The organism is Nocardioides glacieisoli (genome assembly GCF_004137245.1).
Taxonomy (GTDB): Bacteria; Actinomycetota; Actinomycetes; order Propionibacteriales; family Nocardioidaceae; genus Nocardioides; species Nocardioides glacieisoli.
In genome coordinates, this window is the sequence record NZ_SDWS01000019.1 from 1 (window position 1) to 12,329 (window position 12,329).

The window sequence follows — 12,329 nt, forward strand, 5'->3', positions numbered from 1 at the left end:
GAATACGAGTTGATCATGAAGCCCGCTGCCACCCAGGCGGCCTAACCCCGACTGTCACCTATCCGTGCAGCAGACCCGACGGTCTAGCTCGGACTCGCGTCGATCTGGGCGCTTTGCCGTGCTTCGCTGTGCGAACTTACGCGGGCTGCAAGGCCTCCGCTAACGATCGATGCAGAGCATCGAGGTCGACCTGGGATGGCGTCGGCGCAGTCAAACGCGGGTAGAGCTTGTTGGGCCACAGGATCTCCACTCCGCGGGTCGTGAAGGACCCTCCGATCAGCGGCCAGTTGGCCTCGATGAAGCAGAGCACGCCAGTGACAGGGACGTCGTCACCGACGATGCCGCGGACGAGGTCGACCTGCTTAAGGACGCCGTCGACGAGCTTGGTGCGGTCCCGGCCACCCACAAGCAGTTTCTCTGTGCGCGGGCGGAGGAGGCCACCCTCGACCTTGAGCGTCGGGCGACCGCTGTAGCGCTTCGGGTCGATGACGTAGACGCCGGTCGGCGTCACGGCGATGTGGTCGATGTTGGCGCGCGTGGCGGGGATGCGGCGATCGTGGAGGACGCGGAGAGTGTCGGACGCGAGCTCGTTGAGCTTCTGGCCGAGTCGCTCCTCGCCGATCGCGCCGGTGTCCCAGGCTTTCGTTGATTGCGGTTCATCGGTGACAGCGAGGATCAGGCCACCGAGCTTCGGGTGCTTCTCGCGGACCCGGGCTTCGCGCTTCGCCTGGCGGCGCTCGTACTCGCGGCGGGCTGAGGCGCCTGGGGTGCCGGGGTCGATGGGTTCCGGGTTTCGCAACGGGCGCGGAGCGCCTTCCTCAACCAGCGGTTCGGCGGGGGAGTCCTCAACCACCTTGGCGGGGGAGCAGTCGAGGCAGCGGACGGTCTTGGTCGCCCGCTCGTAGATCGCCTCGACCCGGGCCGACAGATCTGCGTCGCAGACCCGGCAGACGCCGGCGTACCGGAGCTTCATCCGCTTCTCGTAGGCACCTTCGGACACGCCGCGACCCTAGGTCGAGACGCGCTGGTTCGGTGGCGATTCAGACTGATCGACGACGGTAGTTGAAGACGCAAGAGTCTTTCTCTTGCGGACTATCTGCGGACTACAGCGGTGTCGTGATCACGTTTTCGCAGGTCAGAGGCCTGTAGGGAGTGGGTCGGCCTGTAGGCCGGGTTCTGTCCCGCTTACGCGGGGGCGACCATCCATCTGCGACGACCGTTGCCGGCCGCCTGGTGCGATCTACCCGGATGCTCGGGCGGGCCGCCCTCGAACGCATCCTGTCTGATCTTGCTCCGGGTGGGGTTTGCCTAGCTGCGCCGGTCGCCCGGCGCACTGGTGGTCTCTTGCACCACCGTTTCACCCTTACCGCCCGGCACGCCGGGAGGCGGTCTGTTCTCTGTGGCACTGATCCCGCGGGTTGCCCCGGGTGGCTGTTGGCCACCACCCTGCCCTGTGGAGCCCGGACCTTCCTCGACCCACCACCCGGAGGTGGCGGACCGCGGCCGCCCGGCCGACCCACTCGAGGAGAACTCTAGGGGTGCGTGAGGACCTCGGCGCCATCCTCGGTCACGAGGAGGGTGTGCTCGAACTGCGCGGACCGGCGGCGGTCCTTCGTCACGACGGTCCAGCCGTCGTCCCACATGTCGTAGTCGGGGGTGCCGAGGTTGAGCATCGGCTCGATCGTGAAGGTCATCCCGACGCGGATCTCGTCGTCGAAGCGCGGGTCGTCGTAGTGGGGGATGATCAGGCCGGAGTGGAACGCGGTGCCGATGCCGTGGCCGGTGAAGTCGCGGACGACGCCGTAGCCGAAACGCTTGGCATAGGCCTCGATCACCCGGCCGATGATGTTGACCCGACGGCCCGGACGGACCGCCTTGATCGCCCGGTCGAGCGACTCCCTGGTGCGCTCGACGAGCAGCCGGGTCTCCTCGTCGACGTTGCCGGCGAGGAAGGTGGCGTTGGTGTCGCCGTGCACACCGCCGATGAAGGCGGTGATGTCGATGTTGACGATGTCGCCGTCCTCGACGACGCGCGCGTCCGGGATGCCGTGGCAGATGACCTCGTTGACGCTGGAGCACAACGACTTGGGGAAGCCGCGGTAGCCGAGGGTCGAGGGATAGGCGCCGTGGTCGCAGAGGAACTCGTGGCCGATCCGGTCGAGCTCGTCGGTGGTCACACCGGGCGCGACGTGGGACCCCACCAGCTCACGGGCCTGGGCAGCGAGACGGCCGGCGACGCGCATCCGCTCGATGGTCTCGGCGTCCTTGACCTCCTCGCCGGTGAAGCGCGCGGGCGCGGGGCGGTCGACGTACTCGGGACGGGGGATGTGGGCGGGCACGGCGCGGCGCGCCGACACCTCTGCGGGGGATACGACTGGCACCGGGCGAGTGTAGTTTCGGCGCATGAGCGAGAACGAATACTGGTTCTGCCTGACGCATCACACGGTCGAGGGCCACGACGGGTGCAAGAACTCCGATCGGCTCGGTCCCTACGCCACCTCGGAAGAGGCCTCCCACGCGCTCGAGAAGGTGGCGGAGCGCAACGAGGAGTGGGACAACGACCCGAAGTGGAACGACGACGCGCCCGGCTCCGGCGACGGCCTCACCGACGGCACTCCGGACAACTGATCACTTCTTCTTGCTCTTCTTGCCCTTGACGGGCGAGGCGGCCTGGGCGAGGTCAGCGGCCGCGCGGACGCTCTTCAGCGCGCGCTTGGTGTTCTTGTCCAACGTCTTCGTGAGCTCGGCGATCGCCGCCTCGTACTGCTGGCTGACCCGGGCGGCGGTCTCCGCCGCGACGCGCTCGGCCGTCTCCTGAGCCACCCGCTGGACCAGGACCGCTGTGCTGGCTGCCTGCGCGCCGGCGTCGAGTGCGCGGCCGGCGACCGTACGTCGTGCCGCGGGGGCCACCGGCTTGGGTGCGGGCGGGGTGGCGGTCGCGGCGCTCGAGGTCTTCTTCGCGGGACTCTTCTTGGCGGGAGCCTTCTTCGCCGGTGCCGTCGTTGCCGCGGTCTTCTTGGCAGTCGTCTTCGCGGCAGGGGTCTTCTTGGCCGTCGTCTTCTTGGCCGTCGTCTTCTTGGCCGTCGTCTTCTTGGCCGTCGTCTTCTTGGCCGTCGTCTTCTTAGCCGGGGTCTTCTTGGCCGGGGTCTCGCTCACGGTGGCTCCTCGCGTCGTCGGATGCTGATCGTCCCCTGCTGCGGCGCTGTTGTCACCGGCTAGCGTGTCGGCGTGCCGCACCCACCCGTCCGCGAACCCCTCTCGCCCTGGCCGTTCGCCGGGATGATCGGGCTGGCCTGCGTGGCCTTCGTCATCGGCGCGACCCCGGTCGTGGTCGGTGCACCGTGGTGGGCCGTCGTCGTGCTCGGCGTCGTCTGGGTCGTGGCATTCCTGCTCGCCATCCAGTGGTTCACTGCGCGACCGAAGCTGGTCGTGGTGCTGCCGGTCGCGGTAGCGCTGCTGTGGCTCGCGACCGTGCTCGGCGGGGCGGCCTGGCTCGGTTGGGGACTCGCCGGCCAGTAGGGGCCGTCAGAAGGTGTGGTCCGGGCCAGGGAAGGTGCCGCCGCGGACGTCGTCGGCGTACGCCTTTGCAGCCTCGAGGAGCACGCCGTGCACGTCGGCGTACTGCTTGACGAAGCGGGCCATCTTCCCGGTGCGCAGGCCGAACGCGTCCTGCCAGACCAGCACCTGGCCGTCGCAGCCCGCGCCGGCGCCGATGCCGATCGTCGGGATGGTCAGCTCCTTGCTGATCTGCTCGGCGACGTCGCCGGGCACCATCTCCATGACGACCGCGAACGCGCCCGCCTCCTGCACCGCGCGGGCGTCCTCGATGACGCGGTCGCTCGCGTCGCCGCGGCCCTGGACGCGATATCCGCCCAGGGTGTGCTCGCTCTGCGGGGTGAAGCCGATGTGCGCCATCACGGGAATGCCGCCGCGGGTGCACTTCTCGATGACGGGAGCCATCTCGGCACCGCCCTCGAGCTTCACGCAGTGCGCGCCGGCCTCCTTCATGAAGCGGACGGCGGTGAGGTAGCCCTGCTCGGGCGAGGCCTGGTAGCTGCCGAACGGCAGGTCGCCGACGACCATCGCGCGCCTCACCGAGCGCGACACGGCGCGGGTCAGCGGCAGCAGCTCGTCGACGGTGACGGGCAGCGAGGTCTCGTTGCCGTAGACGTTGTTGGAGGCCGAGTCACCGACGAGCAGCAGGTCGATGCCGGCCTCGTCGAAGGTCGCCGCGGTGTACATGTCGTACGCCGTCAGCATGGTGATCTTCTCGCCGCGCTCCTTCATCTCGCGCAGGTGGTGGGTGCGCACGCGCTTCGCGGGGGCAGCCTGCTGCGAGGCGGTGCCCGAGCCGTAGGGAGCAGTCTCTTCAGCCATGCCCCGAGGCTAGTCCCGAACTCGTGGGTACGACCCTGTGGCGGCGGTCACACCGGTCAGGAGGAGAGACCCTCGATCGACGCGGCCTCGTCGTTCTCCACGCGCTCCAGGCCGTCGCCGTCGTAGTCGGCGCACGACGACTGCACCGTCATCACCCAGGTGCCCGGGCCCCGGGCGGGTGAGGGTGCGACGTCGACCGTGGTGTCCTCGCGCACGAGGGTGACGTGGTCGTCGACCTTGGTGTCGTCGGTCCAGCCGTCCTCGACGAGGGCGGCCCGGACCGCCTCCAGCTGGGTGACTGTGTCGCCCTCGGGAGCGGTCATGCTGACCATGACCTCGTAGCGCCAGCTGAGCGCCATGCAGCTCTGCCACTGGCCGAAGGCCTTCACCTTCGTCCCCTCCAGTGCGCGGACCGAGACCGGGACAGCGACCTCTGCGGCGTCGGTGGTCGTCTTCTCCACCGACTCCGCGGACCCGCCTCCGCCGCCACTGCTGCCGCCGAAGCAGGCGGAGAGCGCGGCAGCAAGGGCCAGGACGAGCAGCGAGACACGCATGCGTTCCACCGTAGTGCTCACGGCCATCGCGGCGGCCAGACGCTGTCCCACGCGTCGTCGAACGCGTCCCCGGCCCGGTCGACGGCGTCGTTCACCCCGTCGCGCACGCCTTCATAGGTGTCGACCACGCCGTCGCGCACGCCTTCGTAGGTCTCCACCACCCCGTCGCGCACGTCGTTGTAGGTGTCGACCACCGGCTGCACGACGTGGTGCTGGACCTCGTCGCCGACCCAGTCGTAGAGGTAGTCGTGCGCCTCCTGCGTGCGACCACCCGTGTCGACCACGGCGTCGGAGTTGCCGGAGACGATGTCGGCCATGTTGGCCAGCGCCGGGTTGTAGTCGTTGAAGTAGTTGGTGTGGTTCTGCATGAAGCCCACGGCGCCGAGCTCGACGGGACCGTGGAACTCCTGACCATTGTCGACCTCGAACACCGTCGCCCCGAAGTCGTGCTGGGCCGGATCGGCGCCGAGGCCGAGGCTGTCGTCCCACGTGCCGGGGAAGATGCCGTCCTCCCCGCCGAGCCACGACACGGGATCGTTGTCGGCGGCACCGACGAAGACCTGCCCCGTCGGCATGTTGAGGTCGCTCGCGTGGTGCACGCCCTCGCTGGCGCCGGGGCTGCCGATGAGGACGAGGCTGTCAGCGTCCATGCCGCCCGCGGCGGCGTACGACGACGTGGTGGAGCCGTAGCTGTGGCCGATCACCGTCAGGTGCGGCTGGTCGCCGCCGGCGTGCGTGGTGTTGAGCCCGTCGACGAACTGCGAGAGCGCGACGCCGCCGGCCTGGGCGTTGGCCTCGGTCACGGTGTGCCCGACGTCGCCGCCGGAGTCGATGAGGTCCCACGGCATCTTCGACTCGGGGTTGAAGTTGGGCGAGTCGTAGCCGATCCACGCGATGGTCGACACCGAGCCCGGCCTCGGCGGATCCTCGGACAGCATGCTGTTGACCGTCTCCTCGTAGAGGTTGAGGGCCTGCGCACCGTTGTCGTCGATCTTCGTGCCGTCCTGCATGATCCCGGGCACGTAGACGGCCGTGTGGTCGGCGGTGTCGGGATCGCCGTAGGCCACCGCGGCGATGCCGTCCCCGCCGAAGGCGTGCGGCTGGTAGGCCATCACGAAGGCGTCGACGTCGAGGTCGGCCCACTTCGGCTCGGAGGCCTGGCGCACGGTGTCCTCGATCGCCTTCGCGTTCTCCAGCCACCGCTGCTCGGAGGCGCTGAGCTCCTCGCCGGCGGCCTGCTTGCCGAGGAGGTACTCGACGTCGCGCTGGACGGCCGACGTGTTGGCCTCGTCGCGGTCGCCGGTCGGGACGCCGTTGGTGTTGCCGACGAGGTCGGGGGCGCTGATCATCAGTGCGTTGCGCTCGGCCTGAGAGAGACCGTTCCACCAGGCGAACACCGCGTCGGTGTCCGTGCCGAGGCGGGTGAGCTCGGCCTTGAGGGCCGCGGTGTCGGTGCGGCCGGGGTCGGCTGCGGCGGTGACGCCCTCGGCCAGCTGGTCGACCGCACCCAGCGCACGCACGCACGCCTGCTCGTCGGAGTCGACCCGGTCGCGCCACGCCTCGAGGTCGCGCTGGTAGGCCGCGAACCGGCTCCGCAGCTGCGCCGCCTCGGCCTGCAGCCCGGGCACCTGCTCCTCGGTCGCGCCCTCGATCCGGCGGAGGAGGTCCTCGCGCTCGCCGTTGAGGGTCTGGCGGCGGTCCATCAGCTCGCCGTGCTCGGTGCGGCGCACCCGCATCGCGGAGAGGAACTCGTCGATCGCGAGTGCCCCACGCTCCAGCGCGGCGCCGACGGCGTCGGTGTCGGTGGCGAACCGCGTGACCGCGTGGTCGGCGGCCTCGGCGGCGTCCCCGCTGAAGTCGGCGGGAGCACCGTTGGCCCGGGCCCACTCGGCCACGTCGCTGACGGCCGTCGCGGCGGCGCGTACGTCGGTGAGGACGGCGCCGGACGCCTCGGTGACCTTCAGCTCGGGCTCGGCCGGCAGCCAGGCCGGGACGGCGATGGTGGTCACGGGCCCACCGCCTGGACGGGCAGGGTGTCGCGGTCCTCCCACAGCAGCAGCTGCTGCGTGGCCTCAACGCTCTCGCCGTCGGTGACGAGGAAGTCGTACATCGTCTGGGCCAGGGCGTCGGCGTGACCGGAGGCCTGGTCACGCAGGACGAGGGTGCGCTGCTCCCAGGTCGTGAGGAACGCGTCGGCGGCGCCCTGGACCGCGTCGCCGAGGAGGGCGGGGTCGGCCTGCGCGAGGTTCTTGCGGGGGCCGTTGAGGCCCTCGGACTGCTCCTCCCAGGCGGTGCGGGACTTCTGCAGGGTGGCGGTCCACATCTGGATGGTCATCGCGCGACCTCCCGGGTGAGCCGGACCTTCGTCGTGCTCACCGTCAGCACCAGGGAGGTCGGCCGGACCGAGGCGGCGGCCTCGAAGCCGCCGCGGCGGCGACCCACGAGCCGGGGTCGGTCGCCCGGCACCGGGCGGGCCTGCCAGCCGAGCCCGATGAGCGCGTTGCCGGTGGAGCGGAGGAGGGCGACGTTGTCGCCACGACCGAGGTCACCGACGACGGCGACGGCCTCGTACCAGCTCTGGTCCCACTCGTCGGTGTGCCAGCGGCCGTCGCGGGCTGCCGTGCGCTCGCCCAGGTCGAGGCGGGCGATCAGGTCGTCGACGAGCCGCTCGGCACCGGCGGCGAACGCGTCGCGCCCGTCGGCTGCCAGCTCGGGGACGACAGGGGCCGGCGCGTTCTGCGGGAGCACCACGATGTCGACCTCCGGGTGCCGCTCGCGCAGAACGCGGAGCATCGGGTCGTCGAGCGTGGGATCCGGAGGGCCCGGGGTGATCGCGGGAGGCGTCATGCACCTCTTCTTCCCGCGACCCGGGCCGCCTCAAACCCGCGCCCTCACACCTGTGGAGTCAGCGTGGGGAGATCCGCAGCACCCGGTCGCCGTCGCCGTTGTCGGTCGTGACCAGCAGGTCGCCGTTGCGCGCGGACGTGACGGACCGCAGCCGGCCGAACCGCGCCAGGGCCCGGGGCCGGGTCTCCGAGACGAGCGCTCCGGCGTCGTCGAAGCGCAGGAACATCATCTCCGAGTCCTTGAGCACCGCGACGGCGAGCGTGCCCTCGAGGGCTCCCCACTGGGAGCCGCGCACCCAGGCGGCGCCGGACGTGGCGATGGTCGGGGTGCCGGACGACCAGGCTGCCTCCTGCTGGGTGCCGGGGAGGGACTGGTCGGTCATCGGGACCTCCTCGTTGTAGCCGGGGACCGGGTTCCACCCGTAGTCGCCGCCCTTCACGAGCAGGTTGACCTCGTCGTCGCGATAGCTGCCGTGCTCGCTCGACCACAGCGAGCCGTCCGCGCGCTGGGCGAGGCCCTGGACGTTGCGGTGGCCGTAGGTCCACACGAACCGTCGCGCCGTGGTGGCGTCGGCATAGGGGTTGTCGGCCATCGGCTCGCCCGTGCGCCGGTGCACCCGCAGCACCTTGCCGCCGAGGGAGTCGAGGTCGCGCGGGTTGGTGCCGACCGCCGCGTCACCCGTGCCGACGAGCAGCGCGTCGCTGGTCTTGTCGAGCAGCAACCGGCAACCGCCGTGGCGGCCCGAGGTCGACGGGAACCCCGAGAGCACCGTCCTCCGGTTGCTGAGGGTGCGCCACTTCGCGTCGACCCGCCAGCGGGTGACCTGCACGTGGTTGCCGCCTGCGGACGAACCGTGGCACGCCCAGAGCGTCCGCGACCCGGCGTCGACGGCCAGCGACATCAGACCGGTCTCGCCGGACACCCAGACCTGCTTCGAGAGGTTGGCCAGCGTGCGCCGCTTCCCGTTGCGTACGACGCTGAGGCGGGCGCGGTCGCGCTCGGAGACGATCAGCCGGCCGCCGGGCGCCTGCTGGACGTCCCACGGGTTCTGGAGGCCGCGCGCGACCGTGCGGACACGGAACTGCGGTGCCTGCCGCTCCGCGGAGACGGCGCCCACCGAGGCAGCGCCCGCCGGGGCTGGGTCGGCGTCCGAAGGAGGCATCGGCGCCAGCAGGGCGACGGCCAGCGCGGCGACGGTCAGGGCCAGCGGGGTGCTTCGACGGGAGGAGCGCACCTCCATGACGCTAGCCGCGGCCACCGACGACGGTAAAGGGCTCAGTCCAGACGACGCGCGAGCTGGATGCCGGTGCGGGTGGTGGCGTAGCCGAGCCGGGTGTTGAGCGCGCGCATCGCGGCGTTGCCGTCCTGGGTCCACGTGTAGACCTCCTCGATCCCGTGCTCGGCGGCCCACGCCAGCGTGCGCAGCTTGAGGTGGACCGCAAGACCGCGCCCGCGCCAGTCACGGCGTACGGCCGTCAGCCCGTTCTCGGCGCGGGTCGGGGAGTCGCCGTCACGGTCGAGCCCGGCGCAGCCGACGACCTGACCATCGTGGAGTGCGAGGAACTGCGGGTCGGCCAGCCAGTCGCGCGCCCACCGTTCGGGACTGACGTCGAGGGGCGTGTCCACCGCGAAGCCCGCCAGCGCCTCGAGCCCGAAGCGTTCGTAGGCCGCGGCCCACAGGCCCGGCCGCTCCTGCTCGGTGACGACCTCGACGCCGTCCGGCGCGGGCGTGACCGTGATCGGTCCGGTGATGCGGAAGGTCTGCTCGACCTCGCGGTTGACCTCCTCGAAGCCGAAGCGGTGCGCGAACGCCAGCGCCCCGTCGTCGTCGGCACCGGCGCGCAGGACGGGCAGGCCCAGCTCGACGACGTGCTGGGTGAGCCGTTCGAGCAGCGCGGTTCCGACGCCCCGGCGCCGGTGCTCCTCGAGCACCCGCGGGATCACCGAGCCGCCGCCGGCGGTGTCGGACGGCTGCGCCAGCCCGTGGCCGACCACCACGCCGTCCTCACGCGCGAGCAGCATGAGGCGCTCGGGCTTGTCGCCCCGCCGCAGCTCGGCGAGCGACTGGGTGCGCTCGTATGGGATGACCGCGATGCGCACGCGACGCCAGTCCTCGTAGTCGGCGTCGGTCTCGCAGCGGGTGATCTCGAGGGCCATGTCCGCACTGTCGTGCCCCCGGCCCGGGTAGTCCAGTGGGTTTCCGTCGCTGCGGGCGCCGCCCGGCAGCGGAAGCCAACTGGACTACCCCCGCGCGGCAGCAGGAGTCCACTGGACTACGTCGGAGCGAGCCCGACGGTCGGTCGCACCGGCCCTAGAGTGAGCACGTGGACTTCTACTCCGCCTACGCGCAGGGCTTCGCGCGCATCGCTGCGTGCACGCTGCCGGTGCACCTCGCCGATCCCGCCGCCAACGCCGCCGAGGTCATCGCGCAGGCGAAGGCCTGCCACGACGACCACGTCGCGGTGGCGGTGTTCCCCGAGCTCTGCCTGACCGGCTACTCCGTCGACGACCTCTTCCTCCAGGACACGCTGCTGGCCGGTGTGCAGGACGCGATCGCGGAGATCGTCGCCGCGAGCACCGAGCTGATGTCCGTGCTGGTCGTGGGGGCGCCGATCGCGTGGCGCTCGCGCGTCTACAACTGCGCGGTCGTCATCCACCGCGGTGAGGTGCTGGGCGTGGCGCCGAAGGCGTACCTGCCCAACTACCGGGAGTTCTACGAGCGCCGGTGGTTCGCGCCGGGCGACGACATGGCCGATGAGTGGATGGACATCGGCGGCGAGACGGTGCCGTTCGGGCCCGACCTCGTGTTCACGGCGTACGACGTCCCGGGGCTGTCGATGCACGTCGAGGTCTGCGAGGACATGTGGGTGCCGGTGCCGCCGAGCGCCCGCGCCGCGCTCGCCGGGGCGACGGTGCTGGCCAACCTCAGCGGCAGCCCCATCACGGTCGCTCGCGCCGAGGATCGCCGGCTGCTCGTGCGGAGTGCGAGCGCGCGGTGCCTGGCGGCGTACGTCTACGCGGCAGCGGGACAGGGCGAGTCGACGACCGACCTGAGCTGGGACGGCCAGACGATGGTCTACGAGTGCGGCGACCTGCTCGGCGAGGGCGAGCGGTTCCCCGACGGCCCGCGCCGCACCGTGGTCGATGTGGACCTCGACCGGCTGCGGCAGGAGCGGCTGCGGCAGGGGAGCTTCGATGACAACCGGCGTACGCACGACGTGGCCGACGACTTCCGCGAGGTCGAGTTCGCACTCGGCCCGCCGGAGGGCGACATCGGCCTGATGCGCAAGGTCGACCGCTTCCCGTTCGTGCCCGACGACCCGGCCCGACTCGAGCTCGACTGCTACGAGGCCTACAACATCCAGGTCTCCGGCCTCGAGCAGCGGCTCAAGGCCATCGGCACGCCCAAGGCCGTCATCGGCGTGAGCGGCGGCCTGGACTCGACGCACGCGCTGATCGTCGCGTGCAAGGCCATGGACCGCCTCGGCCGCCCGCGCAGCGACGTGCTGGCCTTCACGATGCCCGGCTTCGCGACCGGCGCGACCACCAAGTCGTACGCCACTCGGCTCTCGCAGGCGCTCGGCGTCACCTTCGAGGAGCTCGACATCCGCCCGGCGGCCGAGCAGATGCTGAAGGACATGGGGCACCCCTACGCCGACGGCGAGAAGGTCTACGACGTCACCTTCGAGAACGTCCAGGCCGGGCTGCGCTACGACTACCTCTTCCGGCTGGCCAACCAGCGCGGCGGCATCGTCGTCGGCACCGGCGACCTGTCCGAGCTCGCGCTCGGGTGGTGCACCTACGGCGTCGGCGACCAGATGTCGCACTACACGGTCAACGCCGGCGTGCCGAAGACGCTCGTGCAGCACCTGATCCGCTGGGTGATCAGCCACGGCGAGCTGGAGGAGGCCAACGACCTGCTCGCCGAGATCCTCACCCAGGAGATCACGCCCGAGCTGATCCCGGTCGAGGAGGGCAAGAAGCCGCAGGCCACGCAGGACACGGTCGGCCCCTACAACCTCCAGGACTTCACGCTCGCCCACGTCGTACGCCACGGGTCCCGCCCCCGCAAGATCGCGTTCCTGGCCTGGCACGCGTGGAAGGACGCCGAGGCGGGGGAGTGGCCGCCGGGCTTCCCCGAGGATGCGCGAGTGGCGTACTCGCTCGACGAGGTGCGCACCTGGCTCGAGGTCTTCGTGAAGCGGTTCTTCGCCAACCAGTTCAAGCGGTCCGCGCTGCCCAACGGCCCGAAGGTCAGCCCCAGCGGCACGATGAGCCCGCGTGGTGACTGGCGGATGCCGTCGGACGCCAAGGGCACGGCCTGGCTGGCCGAGATCGAGCGGGACGTGCCGTCGTCCTGATCTGGACCTGTGCACCCAGGTTTCACGCTTGTCAGCCGAGATCTGGGCTACTAAGCATGGCGGTCACCGGATATCCGGTGACTCCAGCGCAGGGCCCGCCCGCCTTAACGCTTCCTTAGCCTCGATCCACCGATGAGGTTGGTCGGGTGAGCGTGCCGTGAAGTGAGAATGCCCTTACGTGCTGGAAGAA

Annotated in this window: 13 protein-coding genes and 1 other RNA gene; 3 read left to right on the plus strand and 11 right to left on the minus strand. The window is 70.8% G+C overall.

Annotated elements, in window-relative coordinates; translation table 11 throughout:
- Positions 1 to 136: 136 nt before the first annotated feature.
- From EUA06_RS21930 to map, 3 genes are all read right to left on the minus strand, one after another.
- Positions 137 to 1,000: a nuclease-related domain-containing protein gene (locus tag EUA06_RS21930; protein WP_242498322.1), complete on the minus strand. Its 864-nt coding sequence runs from the start codon at positions 998 to 1,000 to the stop codon at positions 137 to 139.
- A 149-nt stretch (positions 1,001 to 1,149) separates the two neighbouring features.
- Positions 1,150 to 1,519: RNase P RNA component class A (gene rnpB, locus EUA06_RS21935), an RNA gene on the minus strand.
- Positions 1,520 to 1,532: 13 nt separating this feature from the next.
- Positions 1,533 to 2,405: a type I methionyl aminopeptidase gene (gene map / locus EUA06_RS21940; protein WP_129479787.1), complete on the minus strand. Its 873-nt coding sequence runs from the start codon at positions 2,403 to 2,405 to the stop codon at positions 1,533 to 1,535.
- Between map and EUA06_RS21945 the strand changes: the two genes are divergently transcribed.
- A complete protein-coding gene (locus tag EUA06_RS21945) occupies positions 2,404 to 2,628 on the plus strand; it encodes a hypothetical protein (protein ID WP_129479789.1) in 225 nt (74 codons plus the stop codon). The genes map and EUA06_RS21945 overlap by 2 nt on opposite strands.
- Here the strand turns inward: EUA06_RS21945 and EUA06_RS22835 are convergent, their stop codons facing one another.
- On the minus strand, positions 2,629 to 3,156 hold the full coding sequence (locus tag EUA06_RS22835) for a hypothetical protein (protein ID WP_207208494.1): 528 nt from the start codon (positions 3,154 to 3,156) through the stop codon (positions 2,629 to 2,631).
- A 72-nt stretch (positions 3,157 to 3,228) separates the two neighbouring features.
- On the opposite strand from EUA06_RS22835, the gene EUA06_RS21955 reads away from it, so the two are divergent.
- A complete protein-coding gene (locus EUA06_RS21955; RefSeq protein ID WP_129479791.1) occupies positions 3,229 to 3,519 on the plus strand; it encodes a hypothetical protein in 291 nt (96 codons plus the stop codon).
- A 6-nt stretch (positions 3,520 to 3,525) separates the two neighbouring features.
- Here the strand turns inward: EUA06_RS21955 and panB are convergent, their stop codons facing one another.
- Genes panB through EUA06_RS21990 form a run of 7 tightly spaced genes read right to left on the minus strand, consistent with a single transcriptional unit; the run spans position 3,526 to position 9,935 of the window.
- Positions 3,526 to 4,377 carry a 3-methyl-2-oxobutanoate hydroxymethyltransferase gene (gene panB, locus EUA06_RS21960; protein ID WP_129479793.1) on the minus strand — a complete coding sequence of 284 codons (852 nt, stop codon included), beginning with the start codon at positions 4,375 to 4,377 and terminating at the stop codon, positions 3,526 to 3,528.
- 56 nt (positions 4,378 to 4,433) lie between these two features.
- On the minus strand, positions 4,434 to 4,931 hold the full coding sequence (locus EUA06_RS21965) for a hypothetical protein (RefSeq protein ID WP_129479795.1): 498 nt from the start codon (positions 4,929 to 4,931) through the stop codon (positions 4,434 to 4,436).
- Positions 4,932 to 4,948: 17 nt separating this feature from the next.
- A complete protein-coding gene (locus tag EUA06_RS21970) occupies positions 4,949 to 6,940 on the minus strand; it encodes an alpha/beta hydrolase (protein ID WP_129479797.1) in 1,992 nt (663 codons plus the stop codon).
- A complete protein-coding gene (locus EUA06_RS21975) occupies positions 6,937 to 7,266 on the minus strand; it encodes a hypothetical protein (RefSeq protein WP_129479799.1) in 330 nt (109 codons plus the stop codon). Before EUA06_RS21975 ends, EUA06_RS21970 begins: the two co-directional genes overlap by 4 nt.
- Positions 7,263 to 7,778: a hypothetical protein gene (locus EUA06_RS21980; RefSeq protein WP_129479801.1), complete on the minus strand. Its 516-nt coding sequence runs from the start codon at positions 7,776 to 7,778 to the stop codon at positions 7,263 to 7,265. The genes EUA06_RS21975 and EUA06_RS21980 overlap by 4 nt, the downstream gene beginning before the upstream one ends.
- 58 nt (positions 7,779 to 7,836) lie before the next feature.
- Positions 7,837 to 9,012: a PQQ-dependent sugar dehydrogenase gene (locus EUA06_RS21985; RefSeq protein WP_165354508.1), complete on the minus strand. Its 1,176-nt coding sequence runs from the start codon at positions 9,010 to 9,012 to the stop codon at positions 7,837 to 7,839.
- 41 nt (positions 9,013 to 9,053) lie between these two features.
- Positions 9,054 to 9,935 carry a GNAT family N-acetyltransferase gene (locus EUA06_RS21990; RefSeq protein ID WP_129479805.1) on the minus strand — a complete coding sequence of 294 codons (882 nt, stop codon included), beginning with the start codon at positions 9,933 to 9,935 and terminating at the stop codon, positions 9,054 to 9,056.
- Between the two features lie 167 nt (positions 9,936 to 10,102).
- Between EUA06_RS21990 and EUA06_RS21995 the strand changes: the two genes are divergently transcribed.
- Positions 10,103 to 12,139 carry an NAD(+) synthase gene (locus EUA06_RS21995; RefSeq protein WP_129479807.1) on the plus strand — a complete coding sequence of 679 codons (2,037 nt, stop codon included), beginning with the start codon at positions 10,103 to 10,105 and terminating at the stop codon, positions 12,137 to 12,139.
- The last annotated feature ends 190 nt before the right edge of the window (positions 12,140 to 12,329 follow it).

Excerpts from the sequence above, each read along its gene's own strand:
- EUA06_RS21975 (WP_129479799.1), bottom strand. The coding sequence starts at position 7,266 with ATGACCATCCAGATGTGGACCGCCACCCTGCAGAAGTCCCGCACCGCC.
- EUA06_RS21980 (WP_129479801.1), bottom strand. The coding sequence starts at position 7,778 with ATGACGCCTCCCGCGATCACCCCGGGCCCTCCGGATCCCACGCTCGAC.
- panB (WP_129479793.1), bottom strand. The coding sequence starts at position 4,377 with ATGGCTGAAGAGACTGCTCCCTACGGCTCGGGCACCGCCTCGCAGCAG.
- EUA06_RS21945 (WP_129479789.1), top strand. The coding sequence starts at position 2,404 with ATGAGCGAGAACGAATACTGGTTCTGCCTGACGCATCACACGGTCGAG.
- map (WP_129479787.1), bottom strand. The coding sequence starts at position 2,405 with ATGCGCCGAAACTACACTCGCCCGGTGCCAGTCGTATCCCCCGCAGAG.
- EUA06_RS21990 (WP_129479805.1), bottom strand. The coding sequence starts at position 9,935 with ATGGCCCTCGAGATCACCCGCTGCGAGACCGACGCCGACTACGAGGAC.
- EUA06_RS21965 (WP_129479795.1), bottom strand. The coding sequence starts at position 4,931 with ATGCGTGTCTCGCTGCTCGTCCTGGCCCTTGCTGCCGCGCTCTCCGCC.